The organism is Streptomyces xiaopingdaonensis (assembly GCF_000262345.1).
In the GTDB taxonomy this organism is placed as follows: Bacteria; Actinomycetota; Actinomycetes; order Streptomycetales; family Streptomycetaceae; genus Streptomyces; species Streptomyces xiaopingdaonensis.
Genome location: NZ_AJTQ01000139.1, coordinates 71,298 through 95,720, shown reverse-complemented (window position 1 = coordinate 95,720; position 24,423 = coordinate 71,298). Strand labels below are relative to the sequence as shown.

The 24,423-nt window shown below is 71.7% G+C and carries 23 protein-coding genes; 14 read left to right on the top strand and 9 right to left on the bottom strand.

Going from position 1 to position 24,423, the window contains the following annotated elements:
- Nucleotides 1–114: 114 nt before the first annotated feature.
- Together scy and mce are read right to left on the bottom strand one after the other, a co-directional pair.
- A complete protein-coding gene (gene scy / locus UWG_RS0111495) occupies nucleotides 115–3,720 on the bottom strand; it encodes a polarized growth protein Scy (protein ID WP_016907359.1) in 3,606 nt (1,201 codons plus the stop codon).
- A 270-nt stretch (nucleotides 3,721–3,990) separates the two neighbouring features.
- Nucleotides 3,991–4,434, bottom strand: coding sequence for a methylmalonyl-CoA epimerase (mce, locus tag UWG_RS0111490; protein WP_016907358.1), 444 nt, complete (start codon nucleotides 4,432–4,434; stop codon nucleotides 3,991–3,993).
- Nucleotides 4,435–4,661: 227 nt separating this feature from the next.
- Between mce and UWG_RS0111485 the strand changes: the two genes are divergently transcribed.
- Nucleotides 4,662–5,837 carry an acetyl-CoA C-acetyltransferase gene (locus UWG_RS0111485; protein WP_029391363.1) on the top strand — a complete coding sequence of 392 codons (1,176 nt, stop codon included), beginning with the start codon at nucleotides 4,662–4,664 and terminating at the stop codon, nucleotides 5,835–5,837.
- A gap of 105 nt (nucleotides 5,838–5,942) precedes the next feature.
- Nucleotides 5,943–6,911, top strand: coding sequence for a methylmalonyl Co-A mutase-associated GTPase MeaB (gene meaB / locus UWG_RS0111480; RefSeq protein WP_033196084.1), 969 nt, complete (start codon nucleotides 5,943–5,945; stop codon nucleotides 6,909–6,911).
- A gap of 124 nt (nucleotides 6,912–7,035) precedes the next feature.
- Here the strand turns inward: meaB and UWG_RS0111475 are convergent, their stop codons facing one another.
- Nucleotides 7,036–7,746: a PepSY domain-containing protein gene (locus UWG_RS0111475; RefSeq protein WP_016907355.1), complete on the bottom strand. Its 711-nt coding sequence runs from the start codon at nucleotides 7,744–7,746 to the stop codon at nucleotides 7,036–7,038.
- Nucleotides 7,747–7,861: 115 nt separating this feature from the next.
- On the opposite strand from UWG_RS0111475, the gene UWG_RS0111470 reads away from it, so the two are divergent.
- The 3 genes from UWG_RS0111470 (at nucleotide 7,862) to UWG_RS0111460 (ending at nucleotide 10,998) form a co-directional block, all read left to right on the top strand.
- Nucleotides 7,862–8,533, top strand: coding sequence for a response regulator transcription factor (locus UWG_RS0111470; RefSeq protein ID WP_016907354.1), 672 nt, complete (start codon nucleotides 7,862–7,864; stop codon nucleotides 8,531–8,533).
- On the top strand, nucleotides 8,526–10,001 hold the full coding sequence (locus UWG_RS0111465; RefSeq protein ID WP_016907353.1) for a sensor histidine kinase: 1,476 nt from the start codon (nucleotides 8,526–8,528) through the stop codon (nucleotides 9,999–10,001). The genes UWG_RS0111470 and UWG_RS0111465 overlap by 8 nt, the downstream gene beginning before the upstream one ends.
- A gap of 61 nt (nucleotides 10,002–10,062) precedes the next feature.
- Entirely contained in the window at nucleotides 10,063–10,998 is a 936-nt protein-coding gene (locus UWG_RS0111460) for an LLM class flavin-dependent oxidoreductase (RefSeq protein WP_029391362.1), read from the top strand.
- A gap of 3 nt (nucleotides 10,999–11,001) precedes the next feature.
- Here UWG_RS0111460 and UWG_RS0111455 read toward each other — a convergent pair whose 3' ends face one another.
- The 4 genes from UWG_RS0111455 to UWG_RS0111440 all read right to left on the bottom strand — a co-directional run bounded on the left by UWG_RS0111455 (nucleotide 11,002) and on the right by UWG_RS0111440 (nucleotide 13,610).
- Nucleotides 11,002–11,478, bottom strand: a complete 477-nt coding sequence (locus UWG_RS0111455) for a MarR family winged helix-turn-helix transcriptional regulator (RefSeq protein ID WP_016907351.1) — start codon at nucleotides 11,476–11,478, stop codon at nucleotides 11,002–11,004.
- A 109-nt stretch (nucleotides 11,479–11,587) separates the two neighbouring features.
- On the bottom strand, nucleotides 11,588–12,325 hold the full coding sequence (locus UWG_RS0111450) for an AIM24 family protein (protein WP_016907350.1): 738 nt from the start codon (nucleotides 12,323–12,325) through the stop codon (nucleotides 11,588–11,590).
- Nucleotides 12,322–12,972, bottom strand: coding sequence for an AIM24 family protein (locus UWG_RS0111445; protein ID WP_016907349.1), 651 nt, complete (start codon nucleotides 12,970–12,972; stop codon nucleotides 12,322–12,324). Before UWG_RS0111445 ends, UWG_RS0111450 begins: the two co-directional genes overlap by 4 nt.
- Nucleotides 12,972–13,610, bottom strand: coding sequence for an AIM24 family protein (locus UWG_RS0111440; RefSeq protein WP_016907348.1), 639 nt, complete (start codon nucleotides 13,608–13,610; stop codon nucleotides 12,972–12,974). The genes UWG_RS0111445 and UWG_RS0111440 overlap by 1 nt, the downstream gene beginning before the upstream one ends.
- Before the next feature lie 89 nt (nucleotides 13,611–13,699).
- On the opposite strand from UWG_RS0111440, the gene UWG_RS0111435 reads away from it, so the two are divergent.
- From UWG_RS0111435 to UWG_RS0111415, 5 genes are all read left to right on the top strand, one after another.
- Nucleotides 13,700–14,086 (top strand): DUF3817 domain-containing protein, encoded by a 387-nt coding sequence (locus UWG_RS0111435; RefSeq protein WP_016907347.1) that lies wholly within the window; start codon nucleotides 13,700–13,702, stop codon nucleotides 14,084–14,086.
- On the top strand, nucleotides 14,083–14,379 hold the full coding sequence (locus UWG_RS0111430; protein ID WP_016907346.1) for an MTH1187 family thiamine-binding protein: 297 nt from the start codon (nucleotides 14,083–14,085) through the stop codon (nucleotides 14,377–14,379). The genes UWG_RS0111435 and UWG_RS0111430 overlap by 4 nt, the downstream gene beginning before the upstream one ends.
- A gap of 117 nt (nucleotides 14,380–14,496) precedes the next feature.
- Nucleotides 14,497–15,006 carry a MarR family winged helix-turn-helix transcriptional regulator gene (locus UWG_RS0111425; protein ID WP_016907345.1) on the top strand — a complete coding sequence of 170 codons (510 nt, stop codon included), beginning with the start codon at nucleotides 14,497–14,499 and terminating at the stop codon, nucleotides 15,004–15,006.
- Between the two features lie 63 nt (nucleotides 15,007–15,069).
- The gene (locus tag UWG_RS0111420) at nucleotides 15,070–15,402 is read left to right on the top strand and encodes a DUF3817 domain-containing protein (protein ID WP_016907344.1); all 333 of its coding nucleotides are present in this window, start codon (nucleotides 15,070–15,072) and stop codon (nucleotides 15,400–15,402) included.
- Nucleotides 15,403–15,527: 125 nt separating this feature from the next.
- A complete protein-coding gene (locus UWG_RS0111415; RefSeq protein WP_016907343.1) occupies nucleotides 15,528–17,228 on the top strand; it encodes a coenzyme B12-dependent isobutyryl-CoA mutase large subunit in 1,701 nt (566 codons plus the stop codon).
- Between the two features lie 39 nt (nucleotides 17,229–17,267).
- On the opposite strand, the gene UWG_RS0111410 is transcribed toward UWG_RS0111415, so the two are convergent.
- Nucleotides 17,268–17,900 carry a TetR/AcrR family transcriptional regulator gene (locus tag UWG_RS0111410; RefSeq protein WP_016907342.1) on the bottom strand — a complete coding sequence of 211 codons (633 nt, stop codon included), beginning with the start codon at nucleotides 17,898–17,900 and terminating at the stop codon, nucleotides 17,268–17,270.
- A 280-nt stretch (nucleotides 17,901–18,180) separates the two neighbouring features.
- Between UWG_RS0111410 and UWG_RS0111405 the strand changes: the two genes are divergently transcribed.
- From UWG_RS0111405 to UWG_RS0111390, 4 genes are all read left to right on the top strand, one after another.
- Complete coding sequence (locus UWG_RS0111405; protein ID WP_029391360.1) at nucleotides 18,181–19,137, top strand: tetratricopeptide repeat protein; 957 nt, start codon at nucleotides 18,181–18,183, stop codon at nucleotides 19,135–19,137.
- A 677-nt stretch (nucleotides 19,138–19,814) separates the two neighbouring features.
- The gene (locus UWG_RS0111400) at nucleotides 19,815–20,432 is read left to right on the top strand and encodes a DUF6230 family protein (protein ID WP_016907340.1); all 618 of its coding nucleotides are present in this window, start codon (nucleotides 19,815–19,817) and stop codon (nucleotides 20,430–20,432) included.
- Between the two features lie 114 nt (nucleotides 20,433–20,546).
- Nucleotides 20,547–21,170: a DUF6114 domain-containing protein gene (locus UWG_RS0111395; protein WP_016907339.1), complete on the top strand. Its 624-nt coding sequence runs from the start codon at nucleotides 20,547–20,549 to the stop codon at nucleotides 21,168–21,170.
- A complete protein-coding gene (locus UWG_RS0111390) occupies nucleotides 21,160–22,602 on the top strand; it encodes a hypothetical protein (RefSeq protein ID WP_016907338.1) in 1,443 nt (480 codons plus the stop codon). The genes UWG_RS0111395 and UWG_RS0111390 overlap by 11 nt, the downstream gene beginning before the upstream one ends.
- A 365-nt stretch (nucleotides 22,603–22,967) precedes the next feature.
- Here UWG_RS0111390 and pyk read toward each other — a convergent pair whose 3' ends face one another.
- A complete protein-coding gene (gene pyk, locus UWG_RS0111385) occupies nucleotides 22,968–24,395 on the bottom strand; it encodes a pyruvate kinase (RefSeq protein WP_016907337.1) in 1,428 nt (475 codons plus the stop codon).
- Nucleotides 24,396–24,423 lie beyond the last annotated feature (28 nt).

Sequence of the window (24,423 nt, the reverse complement as noted above, 5' to 3'; positions counted from 1 at the left end):
TCGATTCAGACGGGTTATCAGACGGGGGAGTGATAGGTGAATCCTAGGGGGCATAGCGGCGTGTCATCGAGCTGATGCCCGTTTGATCTGGAAAATGTGCGCTCGTTCGAGTGGCTAGCCTCTCGAACCCTTGCCACCCGAACGTGGTGCACCTGGTCCAACACCCGCTTTCACACCGCCCTTTGCCGTGCCGGTACGTGGATCCGGCCTGCCGTCACCGCGCGGTCCCGAGCCGTTGCCCGACTTCGAACCGCCGCCCGAGGAGCCCGAACTCCCGCCGCTCCCCGAGCTCTTGCCGCCGTTTCCGTTCGACCCACCGGACGGGCCCTTCGACGGACCGCTCGACGAACCGCCCGCGGGACCCTCGTCGGCCTCGCCCGGGTCGCCCTTGCCGCCCGGGTCGCCCTTGCCCGACGAGCCGCCGGAGCCGGGCGCCTCGAAGGAACCGAGTGCGTCCAACACCTCCTGGACACGGCTGATTTCGGCGTTGATGTCCTCCTGGCGGCGCTCCAGTACGTCGAGGTCCTTCTGCCCCGCCGCGACGATCCGCTCCGCCTCCGCCTCCGCGTCGGCCTTGAGCTGCTCCGCCTCGCGCTCGGTGTCCGACTTCAGCTTCTCCGCCTCGCGGTCCGTCTCCGACTTGCGCTGCTCGGCCTCCTTGAGGAGCCCCTCGGCCTTCTTCACGGCGGCGATGCGCACCTTGCCCGCCTCGGCCTCGGCCTCCGACACCAGCCGCTCCGACTCCTCGCGCGCCTCGGCGAGTTGCTCCTCAGCAGCCTTGACGAGCTTGTCGCACCGCTCGCCCGCCGACTGCATCGCCTCCGCCGACTCCCGGCGTGCGCGCTCGTGGAGCTCCTCGACCTCGCCCTCGATCCGGGAGCGCAGCTCCTCGGCGCGGGTCCTTATGGCGTTGGCGTCGTTCCGCGCCTCCTCCAGCATCGTGTTCGCGTCGGACCTGGCCTTCTCCACGGCCTCGCGGCCCTCGGCCCGCGCCTCGGCGACGAGCCGTTCGGCCTCCGTACGCGCCGCGGTGACCATCGAGTCGGCCTGCTCCTCGGCGGCGGCCTGCGCCGCGCGGGCGTCCTCCTGCGCGCGGGTGACGAGTTCGTCGGCCTGCTCCGCCGCCTCGCTGCGCTTGCGTGACGCCTCCGTGCGGGCGTCGTCGAGCGCCTGCTCCGCCTCGGCGCGGAGGCGGTCGGACTCGGCCGACGCCTCCGAAACGGTCGTCTCCGCGAGGGACTTGGCCGTCTCCGCCTCCTCGTTCGCCTCCCGGCGCAGCGTCTCGGCCGCCTGCTCGGCCTCGGAGCGCAGGGCGCGGGCCTCGGCCTCCGCCGCGGCGCGTGCCTCGGCGATCTGCGTCTCCGCCTCCTCGTGGAGACCGGCGACGGAGTCGCGCACCTGCTGCGCCGTCTCCTCGGCCGCCGCGACGAGTTCGGCCGAGCGCCGCTCCGCGTCCGCCACCGTGCGCTCCGCCTCGGCCTGCGCCTCCTCGACCCGCGTCCGCGCCTGCGCCAGCAGCTCCTCGGACTGCTCCCGCGCCGAGGTGCGCTCCTGGTGCGCCTCCTCCCGCGCGGTGGCGAGGAGTTCGTCCGCCTCGGCGCGCAGCCTTGCCGCCTCCTCGCGGGCGGCGGCGAGAACCTCGGCCGCCTCGGTGCCCCGCCGCTCGGCCGCCGCGTCCGCCTCGGCCCGCACCCGGTCCGCGGTCTCCTGCGCCTCGGCGCGGAGGCGTTCGGCCTCCGTCTCGGCCTCGGTACGCAGCTGCACCGCGTACGCCTCGCCCTCGGCCCTGCTCTGCGAAGCCTCCGACGCCGCCTCCTCGCGGAGCCGTTCGGCCTCCTCCTCGGCCTGCTGCTGCACGGTGCGGGCGCGCTCCGCCGCCTCGCTGCGGAGCCGCTCGCCCTCGCTCTTCGCCTCCTCGCGGAGCCGTTCGGCCTCGGCCCGTGCGTCGGCGAGCGCCTCTTCGGCCTCCGCGACCTGGCGCTCTCCCTCGGCACGCAGCCGCTCGGCCTCCGCTGCCATCTCCGCCCTGCGTTCCGAGGCCGCCTCCTCCGCCTCCTCGCGGACGCGGCGCGCGGCTTCGTCCGCCTCGGCGCGGGTCTCCTCGGCCTGCTGCTCGGCCTGGGTGCGCAGCTCCTCCGACTCGGTCCGCGCCCGCTCCAGGGCCTCGTCGGCCTGGTTGCGCAGCGAGGTGGCGCGCTCGATCGCCTCGGTGCGGACGCGTTCGCTCTCGCTCGTCGCGTCGGTGCGCGTCTCCTCCGCGTCGGCCTTCGCCTTGGCGAGGAGCTCCTCGGCGCGGGTCGCCGCCTCCTCGATCTGCTGGACGGCCTCCCTGCGGGCCTCGCTGCGGATGCGCTCGCCCTCTTCGACCGCCCTGGTGCGCAGCTGCTCGGCCTCGCTCCGCAGCATCCGCGCCTCCTCCTGGAGGGCGACGGTCTTGGCGCGGTACTCCTTGGTGTCGTTCTGCGCCGAGCCCTTGAGCTCTTCCGCGGTGTCGTGCGCCTCGGAACGGAGGCGGTCGGCCTCCTCCTCGGCCTCCTTGCGGAGCCGTTCGGCCTCCTCCGCCGCGGCCTTGGTGGTCGCCTTCGCCTCCTCGGCCGCCTTGGTGAGGACCTCGTCCGCGGTGCGTGCCGCCTCGGCGAGCTGGTTCGCCGACTCCTCGGCCGTCGTCGTGCGGGCCTGCTCCTTCGCCTCCGCGACGAGCCGCTCCGCCTCGGCCTTCGCCTCTTCCTTGAGCTGCTCGGCCTCGGACCTGAGCGCCTCGGCCTCCTTCGTGCCCTCGCCGACGAGGCGGGCGACCTCGGCCTTCGCGGTGCGGGTGCGCTGCTCGTTCTCCGACTCGGCGTCCGCGAGGCGCTTCTCCGCCGTCTCCTCGGCCTCGGCGCGCAGGCGCTCGGCCTCCTCGCGGAGCTGCTGCGCCTCCTCCTCGGCCTTCCGCATCCGCTCCTCGGCGGCGCGCTGGAGTTCGGCGGCCTCGCGCCGGCCGGTCTCGGCCGCCTGCGCGCTGGTGGCGCGGACCTGCTCCGCGTGGTCGCTGGCCTCCTGCGCCTGCGCGGAGGCCGCGTTGACCAGGCGCTCGGCCTCGGCGCGTGCCCGGCGGAGTACGGCGTCCGCCTCGGTGCGCGCCTCCTCGGACTCGGCACCGACGCGGCTGCGCGACTCGTCGGCGAGGCGCTGCGCCTCGGCGCGCGCCTGCGCGAGGGTGCGTTCGGCCTCGGTGCGGGTCTCCTCCATGAGGCGCCGCGCCTGCTCCTCGGTGCGGGTGCGGACCTGCTCGGCCCAGGCGACGTTCTCGTTGACGTGGTTCTCGACGGTGGTGCGGCGCTCGGCGAGTTCCTGGTCGAGTTGCTGACGGCGGCGTACGGCCTCGGCGTGCAGCTCGGACTGGAGGCGTGCCTGCTGCTCCGCCTGCTCCTGGCGCACCCGCTGGTTCTGCGCGCGTACGTCGCGGAGTTCGCGCTCCGCGTCCCCGCGCATCTGGTCGGCCTGGAGTTGGGCGTTGCGGAGCATCTGCTCCGCCTGCTGCGCGAGGTTGTCGTAGCTCGCCGGGCGCGTGGCAAGGGTGCGTCGCGCCTCGTGCAACTTGGCACGCAGCACTTCGACCTGGTAGCCGAGGTCGTCGGCGTGGTCGACGGCCTTCTCGCGTTCCTTCTTCAGCCGATCCATCTCGGCCTCGAACTGCGAGAGCTGGTCGTCAGCCTCGTAGCGGTCGTAGCCCCGCACTGCGCGGTCCCATCCGTCCCCTGGTCGTCGTGGAGGTGATCCGGGCATCTCGGTCGAACCCCCTCCGCTTGCCGGCCCGGTGGTACCGGGTCCGTCCGGGCGGAGCGGCAGTGCCCTCGGGCGCTGTCCCGTCCGGTGGAGGAGGTCCTCCCGGAAATGGTGTCAGATCGTCGGCGGAACGTGGACCGAGCCCCCAGCCGGGGACCCCACCGCAAGCGCAGCGATTCCGCCCCGGCCGAAGTGTCACTCTACCGGGCCGAGAAGCGGACGTCAGTGGTCCGCCCGGCTCGACGACCCTGCAGCGGTGACGAGTTCGGTGAGAACGCCGTGGCAGTCCTTGGGGTGGAGGAAGGTGATACGGGAATCCATCGAGCCGCGCCTCGGCTCGTCGTAGAGGACGCGGACGCCCTTCTCCCCGATCTCCTCGGAGTCCGCGTCGACGTCGGCGGTGCCGAAGGCGATGTGGTGGACGCCCTCGCCGTTCTTGGCGAGCCACTTCCCGACGGCCGAGTCCTCCCGCACCGGCTCCAGGAGCTGGAGCCAGGTGGCGCCGCCGTCGTCGGTGCCGTTGACCCTGAGCATGGCCTCCCTGACCCCCTGCTCCTCGTTGACCTCGGTGTGGGCGACCTCGAAGCCGTAGGTGCGGGCGTAGAACCCGGCGGTCTCCTCGACGTCGAAGCAGGCGATCCCGATGTGGTCGATACGCGTCAGCATGGGGACAGTGCAGCGCTTGCGCCGTGGTTACGCAACGTGCGCACGGTCACACCGTACGCGGGGTGACCGGGAAGCATACTGCTCAGTACATTGGCGCCAACCCTCGTGCGGGCGCGTGCCCGGGACCGTGTGGGCCGGGCCGGAGGCGGCCGGGCACCCGGCCGCGCCCCGACTTCACTTCCCGGCCGGAAGGGAACACCATGACTCGCACCTCCCGCACCACCTCAGTGATCGTCGCCGGCGCCCGCACCCCCATGGGGCGGCTGCTCGGGTCCCTGAAGCCCTTCTCCGGTTCCGAGTTGGGCGGCTTCGCGATCAAGGCGGCGCTCGACAGGGCCGGCATCGGCGGCGACCAGGTCGAGTACGTGATCATGGGTCAGGTCCTCACGGCCGGTGCCGGCCAGATCCCGGCGCGGCAGGCCGCCGTGCACGCCGGCGTCCCGATGAACGTCCCCGCGCTCACCGTCAACAAGGTCTGCCTCTCCGGGCTCGACGCGATCGCCCTCGCCGACCAGCTCGTGCGCGCGGGCGAGTTCGACGTCGTCGTGGCGGGCGGCCAGGAGTCGATGACCAACGCGCCGCACCTGCTGCCGAAGTCGCGCGCGGGGTACAAGTACGGCTCCCTCGAGGTGCTCGACTCGATGGCGCACGACGGGCTCACCGACTCCTTCGAGAACGTCGCCATGGGCGAGTCGACCGAGAGGCACAACACCCGGCTCGGCATCGGCCGCGCCGAGCAGGACGCCGTCGCCGCCGCCTCCCACCAGCGGGCCGCGGCGGCGCAGCAGGGCGGTCTCTTCGAGGCGGAGATCACGCCGGTGGAGATCCCGCAGCGGAAGGGCGACCCGGTCGTCTTCTCGCAGGACGAGGGGATCCGCGCGGAGACCACGGAGGAATCCCTCGGCAGGCTGCGCCCGGCCTTCGCCAAGGACGGCACGATCACGGCCGGTTCCTCCTCGCAGATCTCCGACGGTGCCGCGGCGGTCGTCGTGATGAGTCGGGCGAAGGCGGAGGAGCTCGGCCTCGAGTGGATCGCCGAGATCGGCGCGCACGGCAACGTCGCGGGGCCCGACAACTCGCTCCAGTCGCAGCCGTCCAGCGCCGTGGAGCACGCCCTGAAGAAGGACGGGCTCGCCGTCGGGGACCTCGATCTGATCGAGATCAACGAGGCGTTCGCGGCCGTCGCCGTGCAGTCGACGAAGGACCTCGGCGTCGACACCGAAAAGGTGAACGTCAACGGAGGCGCCATCGCGCTGGGTCACCCGATCGGGATGTCCGGGGCGCGTATCGCACTCCACCTCGCGCTGGAGCTGAGGCGGCGCGGCGGCGGCACGGGTGCCGCGGCGCTCTGCGGCGGCGGCGGGCAGGGCGACGCACTGCTGCTGCGCGTGCCGGGCAGGTGACGGGCGCGACCCGCCAGTCGGCGCGGGAGGCGCACGCCTCCCGCGCTCGTTTCCGCCGGTGACCTCCGGCGTGTCCAGACGTACTTACGAGGAGCGGAGCACGCGATGGCGGCCCGAGTGGACGTACCCGGTCTCGTCGCCCAGGCGCGCGAGGGGAGGCCGCGCGCGGTGGCGAGGCTGATCTCCCTCGTCGAGGGGGCGGCGCCCGAACTGCGGGCGGTGATGGCCGAGTTGGCGCCGCACTGCGGCGGGGCGCAGGTCGTCGGCGTCACGGGGGCGCCCGGTGTGGGGAAGTCGACCTCGACCTCCGCACTGGTCAGCGCCTACCGGCGGACCGGCAGGAGGGTGGGCGTCCTCGCGATAGACCCCTCCTCGCCCTTCTCCGGCGGAGCCCTCCTCGGCGACCGCGTCCGCATGAGCGAGCACGCCTCCGACTCCGGCGTCTACATCCGCTCCATGGCGACCCGCGGCCACCTCGGCGGCCTCTCCTGGTCCGCGCCGCAGGCGATCAGGGTGCTCGACGCCGCCGGCTGCGACGTGGTGCTCGTGGAGACCGTCGGCGTCGGGCAGTCGGAGGTGGACATCGCGGCGCAGGCCGACACCGCCGTCGTGCTCCTCGCACCCGGCATGGGCGACGGCATCCAGGCGGCGAAGGCCGGCATCCTGGAGATCGGCGACGTCTTCGTCGTCAACAAGGCGGACAGGGAAGGCGCCGACGCGACGGCCCGGGAGCTCAACCACATGCTCGGCCTCGGCGAGGCGCGCGCCCCCGGGGACTGGCGGCAGCCGGTGGTGAAGACCGTCGCCGCCGAGGGTGTGGGCGTCGACGAGGTGGTGGCGGCCGTGGAGAAGCACCGCGGCTGGATGGAGGAGCACGGGGTGCTCACCGAGCGCCGCGCCCGCCGGGCCGCCCGCGAGATCGAGACGATCGCGGTGACGGCCCTCCGCGAGCGGATCGGTGAATTGCGCGGCGGCGCACGGCTGGACGCCCTCGCCGGACGCGTCCTCGGCGGCACCCTCGACCCCTACGGGGCGGCGGACGAACTCCTCGCCGAGCTGACCGAGGCGGGCTGAGGGGCGCCCTCGTCAAGCGCGCCCGGTGCGGCCGTACTTCCGCCGCACCGGCACGCGAACCGGCCCGGGCGCCTGGCCCGGGCCGGTGGTGCGCGAGGTTCCGCGGATCGCAGGGGCGTACGCCTCAGTCGTCGTCCTCGTCGCCGTCCGCCTTCTGTTCCGTCTCCACGCCCTTGACCTTGCCGTCGTCGAGGCCCACCAGGACCGTCCGCTCCACGCCCGAGCCGTCGGCCGTCTCGATCTCCCAGACGGCGCCGCCCCGGCCGGACTCGACGCGCTCCAGGTCGAGTTCGGTCGCGGTGCCGTACTTCTCGGCCGTGGAGAGCGCGTCCCGCGCGTCGACGTGGCCGCCGTCGAAGGCGGCGGAGGTGTGCTTCGCCTTCGCGCGGTGCGCGGCGCGCTCCTCCGCGTCGTCCGCGCGCTCCTTGTGCTTCTCGAGGAGCCTGCCGGAGTCGGCGTCGAGCGTCACCTCGTGCCAGCCACCGCCCTTCCCGAGCACGTCGGCCTCCCAGACGTACCGGCCGTCGTCGTGGTCGAGCTCCAGCTCGGTGACGTCGCCCGGAACCGCCTTCAGCACGCGGTCGACGGCGCCGGTCGCGGAGATCCGGACGTCGCCCCTGTCCTCGCGGTCGAGCGAGGACGCGCCTGCCTGAGCGCGCTGCGAGCCCGCGGTCGCCTGCGCCGAGGAGCCGCCGTCCGAGGAGCCGCCGTCCGAGGAGCCGCCGTCCGACGAGCCGCCGCTGAACGCGACGGCCGAGGCACCGCCGCCGACCAGGACGGCCGCCGCGACGCCCGCGAGCACGGTGTTGCGCCGGGTGAATCGCTTGAGCTGCATGGTTTCCCTCCGTCGGGATCGGACCGAGTCAGGGGACCACCGTGCGACGAGGATGCTGAAGGGGACCTGAAGCGAGCTGAAGAGCGCTTCAGGCGCGCTCTGGCAAGGTGTACGGATGCGCCTGCTGATCGTGGAGGACGAACGGCGTCTCGCGCAGTCCCTCGCCAAGGGGCTCCGCGCCGAGGGCTTCGCCGTCGACCTCGCGCACGACGGAATCGAAGGACTCCACCTCGCGCGCGAAGGCGGCTACGACCTCGTCGTCCTCGACCTGATGCTCCCCGGCCTCAACGGCTACCGCGTCTGCGCCGAGCTCCGCGCCGCCGGCGACGAGACGCCGATCCTCATGCTCACGGCGAAGGACGGCGAGTACGACGAGGCCGAGGGCCTCGACACCGGCGCCGACGACTACCTCACCAAGCCGTTTTCCTACGTCGTCCTCCTCGCCCGCATCCGCGCCCTCCTCCGCCGCCGCGCCGGCCGCGGCGACGCCCTGCTCCGCCTCGGCCGCCTCACGCTCGACCCCGCCAGACGGCGCGTGACGGTGGGCGAGAGCCGACCGGAGCTGACGGCTAAGGAGTTCGCGGTCCTCGAGTACCTCGCGATGCGGGCGGGGGAGGTGGTCTCGAAGGGCGAGATCCTGGAGCACGTCTGGGACTTCGCCTACCAGGGCGACGTGAACATCGTCGAGGTCTACGTCAGCGCGCTGCGACGGAAGCTCGGCGCCGACTGGATCACGACGGTGCGCGGGGCCGGATACCGGCTCACCGAAGGGGACGCGCATGCGTAGCGGCTCCGTGCGGCTGCGTGCCGCGCTCGGTGCGACGGCCGTGGTCGCGGCCGCTCTCGTCGCCGTAGGGCTCCTCGTGGTCTCGGTGCTCCGCTCCGGGCTCGCCGACAACGCCGCACTCGCCGCGGAGGCCCAGGCCCGCGAGGTCGCCGCGCAGACCTCCGCGGCGGCCACCGGCGACGTGCACGGCCTCGACGCGCTCGACGACGACCCGATACAGGTCGTCGACGCCGACGGCCGGGTCCTCGGCGCCTCGGACCACCTGGAGGGCGAGGCACCCTTCGCCGACTTCCACCGTCCCGAACGTGCCTCGCAGGACCGCGACGACGAGGACGACGATCCCGACGACGAGGACGACCGTTCCGCCGAACCCGACGCCGACAGCGGGAGCGAGGAGGAGACCGTCACCTTCCCCGTGGACGACGACGGCGAGCCGACGCGCGCCGAAGACGCCGTGGGCGAGCAGGACTTCGGCGTCGTCGCCGTGCGCACGACGACGGCGGACGGCACCCCGGTGACCGTCTACGCCGGCGCTTCCCTCCGCGACCAGGAGGAGGCCGTCGCCACCGTCACCCGCGCGATGCTCGTCGGCCTGCCCGTGCTGCTCGTCGTGGTGGCCGGGGTGACGTGGCTCGTCGTCCGGCGTGCGCTGCGCCCCGTCGAGGGCATCCGCAGGGAGATGGGGACGATCACCGCCAGCGCCGACCTGGGACGCCGCGTCCCCGTGCCCGACTCCCGCGACGAGATCGCCCGCCTCGCACACACCACCAACGAGACCCTCGCCGCGCTGGAGACCTCGACGGAGCGCCAGCGCCGCTTCGTCGCCGACGCCTCGCACGAGCTGCGCAGCCCGATCGCCTCCCTCCGCACCCAGTTGGAGGTCGCCGAGGCGCACCCCGAACTCCTCGACCTGCCGGGCGCGGTGACCGACACGGTCCGCCTCCAGCAGCTCGCCGCCGACCTCCTGCTCCTCGCCAGGCTCGACGCGGGCGAGCGCCCGCAGCACGGCCGGTTCTCGCCGGCCGAACTCGTCCGCGAGGAGCTCTCGCAGCGCGCGGGCCACCGCGTCGCGCCCCGCGCCGAGTCCCTGGTCCCCGACGAAGTCGCGGGCTCGCGCGGCCAGTTCGGACGCGTCCTGCGCAACCTGCTCGACAACGCCGAGCGCCACGCACGGAGCGAGGTGCGCGTCCGCATGCGCCGCGAGAGCCCCGGCCGCCTCGAACTCGCCGTGGAGGACGACGGGCCCGGCGTGCCGGAGGCCGAACGCCGGCGGATCTTCGAGCGGTTCGTCCGCCTCGACGACGCGCGCAGCCGCGACGAGGGCGGCGCGGGACTCGGCCTCGCCATCGCGCGCGACGTGGCCGAACGGCACGGCGGGACGCTCACGGTGGGACAGTCACCCGCGGGCGGGGCAAGCTTCGTGCTCCGCGTGCCGACGGCCGAGGGCGGCCGGCCTCCCGTCGGCTAGCCGCCGTTCACCCGCGGCGGAACAGCCCCTGCGCCACCGGGTGCGCCTCTACGCTCCGAGCATGCCCACCCTCGCCGTACAGGCAAAGCCCCGCGACGCCGCCTCCTGGACGGCCCTCGCCCGACGCGTCGAGGCCACCGGCTACGCGGCGCTCCTCGCCGCCGACCACCCGGGCGCCGCCGCCTCCCCTTTCGTCGCCCTCGCGGCCGCCGCTCCCGTGACGGAGCGGATCGCGCTCGGGACCAACGTCGCGCAGGCCGGCGTCCGCGAACCGCTCCTCCTCGCCTCCGACGTGGCCACGCTCGACGTCGTCTCAGGGGGACGCGCACGCCTCGGCCTCGGCGCCGGACACACCCCGGCCGAGTGGCGGATGCTCGGCCGCGAACGGCCGGGGGCCGCCGCGCGCGTACGCCGGCTCATCGCCGTCGCCGAAGCCTGCCGCACCCTGCTCGACGGTGGCGAAGTCACCGCGTACGGCCCGGAGCTGGAGGCGGTCGGGGCACGTATGCCGATGCCGGAGCCGGTGCAGCGCCCGATCCCCCTCGCCGTCGGCGGCGGCAACGCCGCGCTCCTGCGCTGGGCGGGGGAGCACGCCGACATCGTGGCGCTCACCGGCCTCGGCCGCACGCTCGCGGACGGGTACGACCACGAGGTGCGCTGGAGCGGCGCGCAGATCGACCGGCAGGCCGCGCTCGTCGAGGAGGCGGCCGCGGGGCGCGAGACGCCGCCCGAGCGCGAGGCGCTCGTGCAGCACGCCGAGGTGACCGACGACGCCGAGCGCGCCGCGCACGACCTCGGCGACCGGATCGGCGCCACGGCCGCGGAGATCCTCGCCTCGCCGTACGTCTGGCTCGGCACGGTGGACGAGATCGCCGCGGCGACCGCGGTGCACGCCCGCCGCTGGGGCATCACCCGCTACATCGTGCGCGAGGAGTACCTCGACGCGGCCGACCGGGTCCTGGCGCACCTCAACGGGCCCCGCACCGAGGAGGTTTGAGGCTCACACCCGCCCGCGCCGCTCCCGCAGCTCCTCGGCGACCGGCTCCAACGTCTCGCGGAGCGCGGCGAGCCGCTCGGCGGGCAGCAGGTCGATGAAGTGCCGCCGCACGGAGTCGACATGGTGCGGTGCGACCTTGCGCATGGTCTCCCACCCCGACTCGGTGAGGACGGCGAAGAGGCCGCGCCGGTCCGACTCGCAGCTCTCCCGGTGCACGAGGCCGGCCTTCTCCATCCGCGTGACCTGGTGCGAGAGCCGGCTCTTCGACTGGAGGGTGGCCGCGGCGAGGTCGCTCATGCGCATCCTGCGGTCCTCGGACTCCGAGAGATTGACGAGGATCTCGTAGTCGTTCATCGTCAGCCCGAACGGCTGGAGGTCGCGTTCGAGTTGGTAGGTCAGCAGGCGGCTCACCTCCAGATGGGTGCGCCAGGTCCGCTGCTCCTCTTCGGACAGCCAGGCCGTGCCGTTCTCCGTCTCCATGCCGGAGACCTTACCGAGCCGGGCCGGCACCGCGCGCGCTGCGTTCACCGAAGTTGACGGTGGCGGGCGGAAGATGAGGACCCGAGCGACCTCGCCCGGGCCCCCGTCCTCAGCCGTACGAGCGCTGGAAGCCGGGGCCCGCCTGCCCCTGCTGCCCGCCCGGTACGCCGGCCTGGCCGGGCACGTTGCCGGTCTCGCGGTCGGCGAGCATCGTCTCCGTCGACTGGACGAGCACCGTTCCCTCACCCGTGAACTCGAATTGGTGCTCCTCGCCCGAGGCGCCGCCGATCCCCGTCAACGACCGTACGCCGCCGAGGAATCCGCGCAGGTAGGCGTGGTCGTAGTGGTGGCAGGGCGAGGGGCAGTCCGCCCACCCCACCAGCGCCTGCGGGTCCACGCGCACCGGTGGCTCGACGAAGTGCACCTCGCCGTTGGAGGCGGCGACGAACTTCCCCGTGCCCACCAGCGTCAGGAACCCCGGAATGATCGACTGCTTCAGCGAGAGCGAGGGCTCGAAGGCGAGCAGGTTCCCCGAGCGCACGGTGAGGTTGCCGTCGGTGAGGTCGTAGGAGTTGACGTCGAAGGCGCGGTCGGCGAGGAGCATCTTGCCGCTGCCCTCGGCGACGACCCAGTCCGCCGCGTGGAGCGGGGAGTGGAAGCTGGAGGCGATCAGCGCGTCGAGCGGGCCGTGGCCGACGCCGTGGAACTCGATCTGCCCGTAGTAGGCGATCATCTTGCCCTTCTGCAGGAACCACCGCCCGTCGAGGGCGACGCAGAAGGCGTAGTCGTTGACGTTGTCGTCCGCCGGCAGGGTACGGAAGTCCAGCGGCTCTGCCTGGTCCCTCACAGCTTCTCCTCGCTTGCCTGCACGAAAACGGCGCCGTTCCCCGAGAGCTCGAGCTGGAACGCCTCACCCGAGCCGCGCCCAACCATGTCGCGCCAACTCAGTGCGCTGGAGAGCCGGTTGCGTACGTCGCCGTGGTGCGCGACGTACGCCTGCGGATCGACGTGGACCGGGTGGTCCGGCGTGATCGGCAGCCGGATGATGCCGCCGTGCGCCATCACCGCGGCGCCGCCCTTGCCCTGGAGCGTGGTGGTGAAGAGGCCCTGGCCAGTCATCTGGCCGCGGACCATGCCCATGACGCCGCCCTCCTTGCCGAGGAACATCGTCCCCTGTTGGAGGCTGCCGTCGAAAGCGAGGAGCCGGTCGGCCTCGACGCAGAGGGTCTCCCCGTCGAGCTCGATCACCTCGACGTGGTGGCCGCCGTGCCCGAACATCACCGTGCCGCGGCCCTCGACCGTCATCAGCGGCGTCGCCTCGCCCGCGACCCGTCGCCCGATCATGGAACCGAAGCCGCCCTGTCCGCCCTGGATGTTGGGCGTGAAGCTGACCTCGCCCTTGTAGGCCACCATCGCGCCCCGCTGACTGAACATCCGCTGCCCCGGGACGAGTTGCGCCTCCACGAGTTTGGCGCTGAGCTCCTTGAACGGCATCACAGATCGCCCCCGACCGTCGCGCGCTCGCTCGGCTGCACGTACACCAGGCCCTCTCCCTCGAACCGGATCTGGAAGGACTCGCCGGATCCCTCGCCCAGCACGGTGCGGAAGTTGACGCCCGACTGGAAGCTCTGCCGCAACTCCCCCTGGTGCCCGACGTACGCTCCCGGATCGACCTGGAGCGGTGTGCCCTGCGAGACGCGCAGCAGCACGGCGGGTCCGGTCGAGAGCAGTGCCGCCCGGCCCGTCCCCTCCACCGTCGTCGTGAAGAGGCCGTTGCCCTGCGAGGCGCCGCGCAGCCCCGTGAACGTGGTGCCCGTGCGCAGCCCCGAGTCGGTGCAGAGCAGGTTGCTCGCCTCGACGTGCAGCTTCTCACCGCCGAGCCGCACCAGGTTGATGTCCCTCGCCTCGTCGGCGAAGTAGCAGACGCCCTCTCCCTTCACCTCCATCACCGTCATCTGCTCCCCTGTGAGTCTTCGGCTCACCATCCCGCGGAGCCCTTCCCCGCCTCCGGTCAACTTCTTGAAGGCCATCCGCCCTTCGTAAGCGACCATCGACCCGTTCTTCGCCTTGACGGCGTCCCCGCCCAATGAGACGGCGAGCACCTTGCTGCCGTGCAGTCGGAAGTCAGTCACGCCGCGAACTTACCCGGCGGCGTGGATCGCCGGGACTGCTGCCACAATGGAAGACGCTTGTGCATCCCTTCACAAACAAGGACCCAGCCGTGGCCATACTGGAAACTCCGAGCGGGCTGCCGCCCAAGGCCGTCTCCTCCCTCCGCCGACTCCGCCTCACCTCGGCTCCCGAGGCGGTCTCCTTCCTCCTCCTGCTGGTCTGCTCCGTCCTGAAGCGGACCACCGACTTCAACGCCGTGCCCGTGATGGGCGCGATCCACGGGATCCTCTTCATCCTCTACGTCCTCTTCTGGGCGGACGCCTGGAACAGGATCAAGTGGCCCTTCTCGAAGGCGGCTCTCTACTTCGTCCTCTCCGTCCTGCCGACGGGCGGGTTCTTCGCCGACCGGATGCTGCGTCGGGAGGAGGAGGCCGGGGTCATCGCCGCCCGCGCCCGCAAGGAGCAGACGAGCGTTCCCAGTAGCGTGGACTCATGATCGTCGCATTCTCCATCACGCCGCTGGGCGTCGGTGAGGACGTGGGGGAGTACGTCGCGGACGCCGTGCGCGTCGTCCGCGAGTCCGGGCTCCCGCACCGCACCGACGCGATGTTCACCTCCGTCGAGGGCGACTGGGATGCCTGCATGGACGTGGTCCGCAGGGCGACGGCCGCCGTCGAGGCACGTGCTCCCCGGGTGTCCGTGACGCTCAAGGCGGACATCCGTCCGGGCGTCACCAACGGCCTCGACGAGAAGGTCGAGAAGGTGGACCGCCTCCTCGGCGAGCGCTGAGCAGCCGTACCGGGACGCGTGGCGGAGGGGCCCCTCCGCCACGCGTCCTACCGCTGCGTCCGCCCGTTGCGTGAGACCGCTACAACCGCCATGTGGGCGGCCGGTAGGGTCGGCCACGTGTCGAAGCCGCTGAGCCTGACGTTCGATCCCATCGCCCGCGCCGACGAGCACTGGAAGCAGCACTGGGGCTCCGTGCCGTCGATGGCCGCGATCACCTCCGTCATGCGTGCCCAGCAGATCCTGCTCGCCGAGGTGGACGCCGTCGTCAAGCCCTACGGGCTCACCTTCGCGCGGTACGAGGCGCTGGTGCTCCTCACCTTCTCCCGCGAGGGCGAGCTGCCGATGTCCAAGATCGGCGAGCGGCTGATGGTGCATCCCACCTCGGTCACCAACACGATCGACCGCCTCCGGTCGGCCGGGCTCGTCGCCAAGCGTCCGAACCCCAACGACGGCCGCGGCACCCTCGCCTCCATCACGGACAAGGGCCGGGAGGTCTGCGAGGCGACGACGCGGGAGCTGATGGCGATCGACTTCGGCCTCGGCGTCTACGACTCCGAGGAGTGCCGCCAGATCTTCGAGATGCTGCGCCCGCTGCGGATAGCGGCGGACGACTTCCAGGAGGACTGACGCGGAGCCTTCCGTGCATACCCGCCGGAGAGTGCACGGAGCGGACCGCTTAGGCTCGTCCCCATGAAGAGGACCGTGCTGACCCGCTACCGGGTGATGGCCTACGTCACCGCCGTGATGCTGCTGGTGCTCTGCGCCTGCATGATCTTCAAGTACGGCTTCGGCGTGGGCGAGGACGTCACGTTCGTCGTCTCGCAGGCGCACGGCCTGCTCTACATCGTCTACCTCGGCTTCGCCTTCGATCTCGGGCAGAAGGCGCGCTGGTCGTTCGGCAAGCTGCTCTGGGTCCTCGTCGCCGGCACGATTCCGACGGCCGCCTTCTTCGTCGAGCGCCGGGTGCGCGCCGAAGTCGAGCCGCTCCTCGCCGACGCGAAGCAGGACCCGGTCAGGGCCTGAACTCCCCCGGCCCGGGCCGGAGTCCGGGACGCTCGTCCTCCTCCTGGAGCCGGTCCGGGACAGCCGAGTACCGGGCTGACCTGCTCCCGTAGACGGATAGTAGGACGTCCAATTAAATTGGCCGCATGGATGTTGAAGCCATCGCACAGGGCCGCGACCGCTGGCAGGCGCGCTACGACGCCGCCCACCGGCGGGACGCGGATTTCACCACGCTCAGCGGCGACCCCGTGGAGCCGGTGTACGGCCCCCGACCCACGGACACCTACGAGGGGTTCGAGCGGATCGGCTGGCCGGGCGAGTATCCGTTCACGCGCGGTCTGCACCCCACCGGGTACCGCGGACGCACCTGGACCATCCGCCAGTTCGCCGGCTTCGGCAACGCCGAACAGACCAACGAGCGCTACCGCATGATCCTCGACGCCGGCGGCGGCGGGCTCTCCGTCGCCTTCGACATGCCGACGCTCATGGGCCGCGACTCGGACGACCCCCGCTCCCTCGGCGAGGTCGGCCACTGCGGCGTCGCGATCGACTCGGCCGCGGACATGGAGGTGCTCTTCCGCGGCATCCCGCTCGACGGCGTCACCACATCGATGACGATCTCCGGGCCCGCCGTCCCGGTCTTCTGCATGTACCTCGTCGCGGCCGAGCGGCAGGGCGTCGACACGGGGGCGCTCAACGGCACGCTCCAGACCGACATCTTCAAGGAGTACATCGCGCAGAAGGAGTGGCTCTTCAAGCCAGAACCCCATCTGCGCCTCATCGGCGACCTCATGGAGTACTGCACCCGCGACGTACCGGCGTACAAGCCGCTCTCCGTCTCGGGCTACCACATCAGGGAGGCCGGCTCCACGGCCGCGCAGGAGCTCGCCTACACCCTCGCCGACGGCTTCGGCTACGTCGAGCTCGGGCTCTCCCGCGGCCTCGACGTCGACACCTTCGCACCGGGCCTCTCGTTCTTCTTCGACGCGCACCTCGACTTCTTCGAGGAGATCGCCAAGTTCCGCGCGGCGCGCCGGATCTGGGCCCGGTGGATGCGCGACGTCTACGGCGCGAAGACGGCGCGGGCGCAGTGGCTGCGGTTCCACACGCAGACCGCAGGGGTCTCGCTCACCGCGCAGCAGCCGTACAACAACGTGGTGCGCACCGCGCTCGAAGCCCTCTCCGCCGTCCTCGGCGGCACCAACTCGCTGCACACCAACGCGCTCGACGAGACGCTCGCCCTCCCCAGCGAGCAGGCGGCGGAGATCGCGCTCCGTACCCAGCAGGTGTTGATGGAGGAGACGGGGGTCACCAACGTCGCGGACCCGCTGGGGGGTTCGTGGTACGTCGAGCAGCTCACGGACCGGATCGAGGAGCAGGCCGAGGAGGTCTTCGCGCGGATACTGGAGCGTGCGGAGCGTGCTGTGCCGACGGGCGAGCACCCGGTCGGGCCGATGACCTCGGGCATCCTGCGCGGGATCGACGACGGCTGGTTCACCGGAGAGATCGCCGAGTCCGCCTTCCGGTACCAGCAGGCGCTGGAGAAGGAGGAGAAGAAGGTCGTCGGCGTCAACTGCCACACGGGTTCGGTCACGGGGGAGTTGGAGATCCTCCGCGTCGGGCACGAGGTCGAGCAGGAGCAGGTGAAGGCGCTCGGCGAGCGCAAGGCCGAGCGGGACGACGCCGCCGTCTCGGCCGCGCTCGCGGCGATGGTCGAGGCGGCGCGGGGCTCGGCGAACCTCATCGAGCCGATGCTCGCCGCTGTGCGTGCCGAGGCGACGCTCGGGGAGATCTGCGGGGCGCTGCGGGAGGAGTGGGGCGTCTACACCGAGCCGCCCGTCTTCTGAGCCACCCGGGCCGCGGCCGCGGCGGTCCGCGGCCCGGGATCACTCGGAGGTGGCGGGGAGGCCGCCGAGGAGCAGGTTGGTGAAGCGCTGTGCCCACTCGCGGTCTATCGGCTCGGTGCTGATCAGGGAGCGGTGGACGACGGCGCCCGCTATCACGTCGAAGATGAGGTCTATGGCGCGGGAGGCCTGCTCGGGACCGCCCGGGTCGGAGGGCAACTCGCCCCGTTCCTGGGCGCGTTGGCGTCCGAGCACCACGAGCCGCTTCTGCCGCCCGACGAGGATCTCCTTGATCTTGGCGCGCAGTACGGGCTCCGTCGTCGCCTCGGCGACCACGGCCATCAGCGCCGACTTCGCCTCCGGCCGGCGGAGCAGCTCGGCGAAGGCGAGCACGACGTCCTCGATGTCGGTGCGGAGGCTGCCGCTGTCGGGGAGGTGGAGCTCGTCGAAGAGCACGGAGACCGCGTCCACCACCAGCTCGCTCTTGCTCGCCCAGCGCCGGTAGAGGGTGGTCTTGGCCACGCCGGCCCGTTCGGCGACGAGCCCCATCGTCACCTTTCTCCAGCCCAGTTCCACCAGCGCGGACCGGGTGGCGTCGAGGATCGCGCGGTCGGCCTCCGGGCTCCGGGGGCGGCCGCGTCGCGGGCGGGAGGGGGCTGTCATGGTGCGCACCATACCGCCGGGTACGCGTGCGGAGTACTCCCCGGTAACCGGTTCTCCCTGGTCAGGGAAGGGAGTTGGCGGCGTTCGCCCCTCGTCCCCGGAGGGCTGCACGCCTCGGCGGCACGGTGTTACGCTACGACGCGTAGCGGAATGCAGGGCCGTGCGAGTGCGTCTCGCGTTCCTGCCCTGCCCGGTCTCCTCCGGGCGGTCACTCCTGCTGCGACAACCACGAGCCGGGTGGGGACCCGGCGCATGTGCACAACCGCCCGCGCGGAAGGGGGAGACTGGTCTTATGCAGCCACGCAACATGTCCATGAGCGGAGTCGTCGACCTCGCCGCGGTGAAGGCGGCCGGGGAGGCCAAGGAGAAGGCGGAGCAGGCGCGTACGCGCTCCGCCGAAGGGGGCGGAGCGCCCGCACCGGCGGGTCTGGTGATCGATGTGGACGAGGCCGGTTTCGAGGCCGACGTCCTCCAGCGTTCGGCCGAGGTGCCGGTCGTCATCGACTTCTGGGCCGAGTGGTGCGAGCCGTGCAAGCAGCTCTCGCCCGCGCTGGAGCGGGTGACGAAGGAGTACGCCGGTCGCGTCCTCCTCGCCAAGATCGATGTCGACAAGAACCAGATGCTGATGCAGCAGTTCGGCATCCAGGGCATCCCCGCGGTCTTCGCCGTCATCGCGGGCCAGGCACTGCCCCTCTTCCAGGGGGCCGCGGGCGACGAGCAGATCAGGCAGACCTTCGACCAACTCGTCCAGGTCGCCGAGCAGCGGTTCGGCATCACCGGGCTCCAGGGCGTCCCGGAGGAGGCCGAGGAGCCCGCCGCCGAACCCGCAGCCCCCGAGGACCCGGTGCTCGCCGCGGCCCAAGAGGCCCTGGACGCAGGCGACTTGGGCGGTGCCGTCCAGGCGTACAAGAACGTGCTCGCCGATCAGCCCAACAACACCGAGGCGAAGGTCGGCCTCGCCATGGCCGAGCTGCTCGGCCGTGTGCAGCAGCTCGACGCGCGCCAGGTGCGCCAGGAGGCCGCCGACGCCCCGCGCGACGTCGCGGCCCAACTCCGCGTGGCCGACCTCGACATGGCCGGCGGCCACGTCGAGGACGCCTTCTCGCGGCTCGTCGAGACGGTGCAGCGGAGCGCGGGGGACGAGCGGGAGCGCGCGCGGCTGCGGCTGCTCGAGCTCTTCGAGGTGATCGGCTCCGAGGACCCGCGGGTGGTCGCAGCGCGTGCGGCGCTCGCCCGGGTGTTGTTCTGACCGTGGGCGACCGGGGCTCGTCGGCGGCCGTGCTGACCAGCTCCGTCCCCGCCACTACTCATTGATTTAGCGACAACAGCGGCCGCGTTTTGCCAAAACTTGGCGAACGCGGCCGCTGTTACGTCCGGTAACGGATCTTCGTCTTCTCGTCCGGTATTGCTCCTTTCACCCCTCTTCCGCACGCCACTCTCCGGCGACGCTGCGTACCCGGTCTGCACCAGAGACTCCCACTCCGGTGACCTGAGCGTTACTCGTAAGTAACGAACCCCCTTGTGCGGAGCGTTCAGATGCACCACGATCGGCCAAGCTCGGTCCATCGCTCGCAGCCCGGCAATCCATTCGGTGCTGCGCGGCTGTGGGTCCCCACCGAGCAGACCGGCATCAGCGCCGCGCGAGCGCTGCACGGCGCGCCCGGAACATCGCCGGTCTTCCCGGACAGGGGGGTCTCTGCCCAGGCAGGGCCTGTCCGTACAAAGCAGGTTGCGCGTGAGCGTGGCCAGTGGTTGTCGCTCGGGGGTGATCGCCGACAGCTCGGACGTGACGTCTTGACGCAGACACGTCTTCGACGGCGGCGTTCCCCTTCCCGAGGACGTAGCACTTCTCCCATCCCAGGCCGGGAGCGACTGCCGCTCGGCAGTGCCCGGGCCGGAGATGTACGTCCGAGAAGGAGGAAAGTCATGGAGTCCCAGGCTCGTGGCGGGACCAGATGGAAGCGGTTCGCCGTGGTCATGGTGCCCAGCGTTGCCGCAACCGCCGCCATCGGCGTCGCGCTCTCGCAGGGCGCGTTGGCGGCATCGTTCAGCGTCTCCGGTCAGCAGTTCAAGCTCACTGCCGAGTCGCTCGACGCGAACGGCTTCGTTCAGTACGGCGCCATCGACAGCACGGCCAAGGGCCAGAAGCCCGTCACGGTCGTCGGCATGAACTCGGCGCAGATCAGGAACCTGTGCCAGTCGGTCGTCATTCCCGTGCCGGTCTTCGGCGACGTGTCGATGAACCTCGGTGCGGGTGCCAAGGGCAGCCCGAAGGTCGAGGCGAAGAAGCTCTACGTCGACGCCGACCAGATGAGCACCAATGCGACGTTCAAGAACATCGACATCGGTGTCTCGGTCGACAAGGGCACGAAGGGCCCGGGTCCGCACAAGGGCGACAAGTACCTGCCGGACTCGTTCTCGCAGCAGGCCGACAGCGTGCACTTCACCGACGTCAAGCAGCGTGCGTGGGCGACCACGGCCGGCACCTTCAAGCTGAGCGGGCTCAACATGTCCGTCAAGAAGGGCAAGCACGAGTGCTACTGACGCACTGAACGACCGTACGGGCGCGAGGACTTCGGCGTGTTTCCGTCCCGCGCCCGTGCGGCCGGCATTGCACCACCCAGTACGTTTTTGCGCCAGTTCAAGGAGCCCTACGACATGAGCGACGCCGATACGCGACAGAGGCTGATGACCGGATTCGGCCGGAAGCGCCGTTCGTTCCGGAACTGGCGCGGCAAGCGCCCGTTCTGGGGAGGGCTGCTGACGCTGCTCGCCGGCATTCCGATCATGTACATCCCCTACCAGAACCTCACACTGGGCTCGTTGACGATCCGTATGTCGACGACGGCGGGGGCCGGTTCGCTGATCATCGGCGTGCTGCTGGTCGTCCTCGGCCTCACCATGTGGTTCCAGCCGCACTCCAGGGTCTTCGCCGGCGTCGCCGCGATCCTGCTGTCGCTGGTCTCGCTGGTCGTCTCGAACGTGGGCGCGTTCCTGATCGGTTTTCTTCTCGGTCTGATAGGCGGCGCGTTGGGCGTCTCCTGGGCACCGGGCAAGCCGCAGCCGCCGGAGCAGCCCGGTACGGGCGAGAGCGGCGAGGACCCTGACGCCACGGCGGCCCCGCGCCCCGCGCAGGCCCACGGAGCCGAGGGCGCGTCCCGCGCCGAGCGACCGCAACAGGGCCCGGACGCCGAGGGCCCCGGAACGAGCACAGCAGTCTCTGGAGTGGCCCCCGCCGCGGGGGCCGACGCGATGGGGAACGGGAGGCACCGTGCCGGGTGACGAGGTGCACGAGGAGGCAGGCGGAGGTGCGGCATCCGCACCCGCCGGCCGCGGCGGAACCGGCCCCCGGCATGCTCTGCCGCGCAAGCCGCTGCTGACCCGGCTGCACATGCCGGCGGGCAAGGCGATAGCTCTGGCGGCGATGCCCACGGTCCTCCTGGGCATGGGCGTCACACCCCAGTTCGCCAACGCGAAGCCGATCCCCAAGAACCCCTTCAGGGACGGCCCTTGCGTCTCGATGCCCGACAAGGGGCAGGAGGACGAGAAGGCCACCGAGAAGGGCTCGGCTGCCGACGACCCCGGCAAGGCCCTGGAGCAGGGCGGGGATTCCGCGGCTGAGGCGGGCGAGAAGGCGACGACGGCCGTCGAGCAGGCCGCCGAGGACGCCAAGGAGCGCGCCACGAAGGCCGTCGAGGGCGCCGAGAAGGCGGCCAAGAAGTACGCGGCCGAGAAGAAGAAGCAGCAGGGCGAGGACGGCGAGGACGCCGACTCCGGTACCGACGAGGGCGAAGCGCCCGAGGAGGAGAAGCCGAAGAACCCGCTCGACCCGCTGGGGCTCGGCGAGAAGCTCAAGGATCTCTTCACGCCGAAGGAGGAGAAGGCGGCGGAGTCCGATGAGTCGGCCGAGGACGGCGAGGCCGAAAACGAGTCGGCGCCCACCGAGACCGACCCGCTCTTGAAGAAGCTCCAGAAGCAGGCGGACGACGCCAAGGAGAAGGCGGAGAAGGCGCTGGACGAGGCCGAGGCGGCGGTCGCCAAGGCGAAGAAGGCCGCGAAGTCCGGCGAGGACGACGAGAAGGGCTCCGGGAACGGCGAGACCGGCTCGGAGAACGGCAAGGAAGGCAAGGAAGGCGAGAACGGCGAGAGCGAGGCGGGCGAGGACGCCGACGCCGGCGACTCCGGCGGCGGGAAGGCCCCCGAGCTCGACGAGAACGGCCGTGACGCCAACGGCAAGCAGCCCTTCCCGTGCGTCGAGGAGAAGAAGGACGAGGGCGAGGACGAGCAGACGCCCGCGGCCGTTCCCGACGACCCATGGACGCTGGAGGCCACCTCGCTGACCCTGCACGGCCTCGACTACGAGGGCGTCGTCAACATCCGCACGGCCGGCGGGAAGACGAAGCAGGCGCTGAAGTTCACCGCCAAGGGCCTGGAGATCGGCGACCTCCACCAGATCGTCGAGGGCGCCGACGGCACCAAGTACCACGTGCAGGCGGCCGAGGGATCGACCTCGACGATCGATGACGGTCAGGTCACCATGTACACCGAGGAGCTGAAGGGGAACCTCTTCGGGCTCATCCCGATCACCTTCGACCCGGAGCACCCGCCGCCGCTCAACATCCCCGAGGCGTACTTCACCAAGGTGACGGTGAAGCAGGCCGCGCAGTTCGGAGGCACCCTCACCGTGCCGGGGCTCCAGCAGTCCATCACCTGACCCGTACCTTCCGGGAGCCGCACACCGCCGGGGCCCTGGCGCACGCCGCGTGCGCCAGGGCCCCGGCGCGTCGGGGGCCTGGCGCACGCAGGTGGGATCCGGCGGGCAGAGAGCCCGAGGACGGGGAAGGGCGTCCCGCCGGCGACGAGCGGACGGCGCATGGCGAGACCTCTCGGTGCGGCCGCACCCGGGGGGACCCGGTCACGCACACGTGGTGCGACTCCCCGTGAAGCCGGCGGAGTTGCCGATGCGCCCGTGCCGAGACAAGTCGGGGCCCGGCGCACGCAGGAAGCGCCGGGCCTCGACGGGCGGCCCTTGCGCGGCCCCGGCTCCAGTGCGTGCAGGGGACGGCGGGGGCCCGTACGTCAGTTGCCGCTGTTGCCGAGGTGGTGGACGCGGACCATGTTGGTCGTGCCGGGGACGCCGGGGGGCGACCCCGCGGTGATCAGCATCGTGTCGCCCTGCTGCAAGCGGCCCATCTTCAGCAGCTCGGCGTCGACGAGGTCGACCATCTCGTCCGTGTGGTCGACGTGCGGGACGACGTGCGCCTCGACGCCCCAGGAGAGAGTGAGTTGGTTGCCCGTCGACGCGTCGGTCGTGAAGGCGAGGATGGGCTGGCGTGCGCGGTAGCGGCTCAGGCGCCGCGCCGTGTCACCGGACTTGGTGAAGGCGACGAGGACCTTGGCGTCGAGGAAGTCGGCCATCTCGGCGGCGGCGCGCGCGACGGAACCGCCCTGCGTGCGCGGCTTCTTGCCCGGCACGAGCGGTTGGAGGCCGCGCGAGAGCAGCTCGCCCTCGGCGGCTCCGACGATCTTCGACATCGTCTTCACCGTCTCGATCGGGTACTGGCCGACCGAGGACTCCGCGGAGAGCATCACCGCGTCGGCGCCGTCGAGGATCGCGTTGGCGACGTCGCTCGCCTCGGCGCGCGTCGGGCGGGAGTTGGTGATCATCGACTCCATCATCTGGGTCGCGACGATCACGGGCTTCGCGTTCCGGCGGCAGAGCTCGACGAGGCGCTTCTGCACCATCGGCACCCGCTCGAGCGGGTACTCCACCGCGAGGTCGCCGCGCGCCACCATCACGCCGTCGAAGGCGGCGACGATCTGCTCCATGTTCGCGACCGCCTGCGGCTTCTCGACCTTCGCGATCACCGGGACGCGCCGCCCCACCTCGTCCATGACCTGGTGGACGTCGCGCACGTCCGCGGCGTCGCGCACGAAGGAGAGGGCGACGAGGTCGCACCCCATCTGCAGCGCGAACCGCAGGTCCTCGACGTCCTTGTCGCTCAGCGCGGGGACGTTGACGGCGGCGCCCGGCAGGTTGATGCCCTTGTGGTCGGAGACGACGCCGCCCTCGATCACGATGGTGTGCACCCGCGGGCCCTCGACCGAGGTGACCTGGAGCGCGACGTTCCCGTCGTTGATGAGGACCGGGTCCCCCTTGGCGACGTCGCCGGGGAGGCCCTTGTAGGTGGTGCCGCAGATGCTCTTGTCACCGGCGACGTCCTCCGTCGTGATGGTGAACTCCTCGCCGCGCACGAGCTCGACCGGCCCGTCGGCGAAGGTCTCCAGCCGGATCTTCGGGCCCTGAAGGTCGGCGAGGACGCCGATGGCGCGTCCTGACTCCTCCGAGACCTTGCGGAGGCGGTTGTACCGCTCCTGGTGCTCGGAGTGCGAACCGTGGCTCATGTTGAAACGGGCCACGTTCATTCCGGCCTCGGCGAGCATCTTCAACTGCTCGTAGGAGTCGACGGCTGGCCCGAGCGTACAGACGATTTTGGAACGGCGCATGAGGGCGATCCTATCGTTTTGTTTATGT

What these genes read in the sequence shown, in the direction of transcription:
- UWG_RS0111445 (WP_016907349.1), bottom strand. Translation starts at nt 12,972, where the DNA reads ATGCCGTTCAAGGAGCTCAGCGCCAAACTCGTGGAGGCGCAACTCGTC.
- UWG_RS0111475 (WP_016907355.1), bottom strand. Translation starts at nt 7,746, where the DNA reads ATGCAGCTCAAGCGATTCACCCGGCGCAACACCGTGCTCGCGGGCGTC.
- UWG_RS0111420 (WP_016907344.1), top strand. Translation starts at nt 15,070, where the DNA reads ATGAAGAGGACCGTGCTGACCCGCTACCGGGTGATGGCCTACGTCACC.
- UWG_RS0111405 (WP_029391360.1), top strand. Translation starts at nt 18,181, where the DNA reads ATGCAGCCACGCAACATGTCCATGAGCGGAGTCGTCGACCTCGCCGCG.
- mce (WP_016907358.1), bottom strand. Translation starts at nt 4,434, where the DNA reads ATGCTGACGCGTATCGACCACATCGGGATCGCCTGCTTCGACGTCGAG.
- UWG_RS0111455 (WP_016907351.1), bottom strand. Translation starts at nt 11,478, where the DNA reads ATGGAGACGGAGAACGGCACGGCCTGGCTGTCCGAAGAGGAGCAGCGG.
- UWG_RS0111465 (WP_016907353.1), top strand. Translation starts at nt 8,526, where the DNA reads ATGCGTAGCGGCTCCGTGCGGCTGCGTGCCGCGCTCGGTGCGACGGCC.
- UWG_RS0111415 (WP_016907343.1), top strand. Translation starts at nt 15,528, where the DNA reads ATGGATGTTGAAGCCATCGCACAGGGCCGCGACCGCTGGCAGGCGCGC.
- UWG_RS0111430 (WP_016907346.1), top strand. Translation starts at nt 14,083, where the DNA reads ATGATCGTCGCATTCTCCATCACGCCGCTGGGCGTCGGTGAGGACGTG.
- pyk (WP_016907337.1), bottom strand. Translation starts at nt 24,395, where the DNA reads ATGCGCCGTTCCAAAATCGTCTGTACGCTCGGGCCAGCCGTCGACTCC.
- meaB (WP_033196084.1), top strand. Translation starts at nt 5,943, where the DNA reads ATGGCGGCCCGAGTGGACGTACCCGGTCTCGTCGCCCAGGCGCGCGAG.
- UWG_RS0111400 (WP_016907340.1), top strand. Translation starts at nt 19,815, where the DNA reads ATGGAGTCCCAGGCTCGTGGCGGGACCAGATGGAAGCGGTTCGCCGTG.
- UWG_RS0111470 (WP_016907354.1), top strand. Translation starts at nt 7,862, where the DNA reads ATGCGCCTGCTGATCGTGGAGGACGAACGGCGTCTCGCGCAGTCCCTC.
- UWG_RS0111395 (WP_016907339.1), top strand. Translation starts at nt 20,547, where the DNA reads ATGAGCGACGCCGATACGCGACAGAGGCTGATGACCGGATTCGGCCGG.
- UWG_RS0111460 (WP_029391362.1), top strand. Translation starts at nt 10,063, where the DNA reads ATGCCCACCCTCGCCGTACAGGCAAAGCCCCGCGACGCCGCCTCCTGG.
- UWG_RS0111410 (WP_016907342.1), bottom strand. Translation starts at nt 17,900, where the DNA reads ATGGTGCGCACCATGACAGCCCCCTCCCGCCCGCGACGCGGCCGCCCC.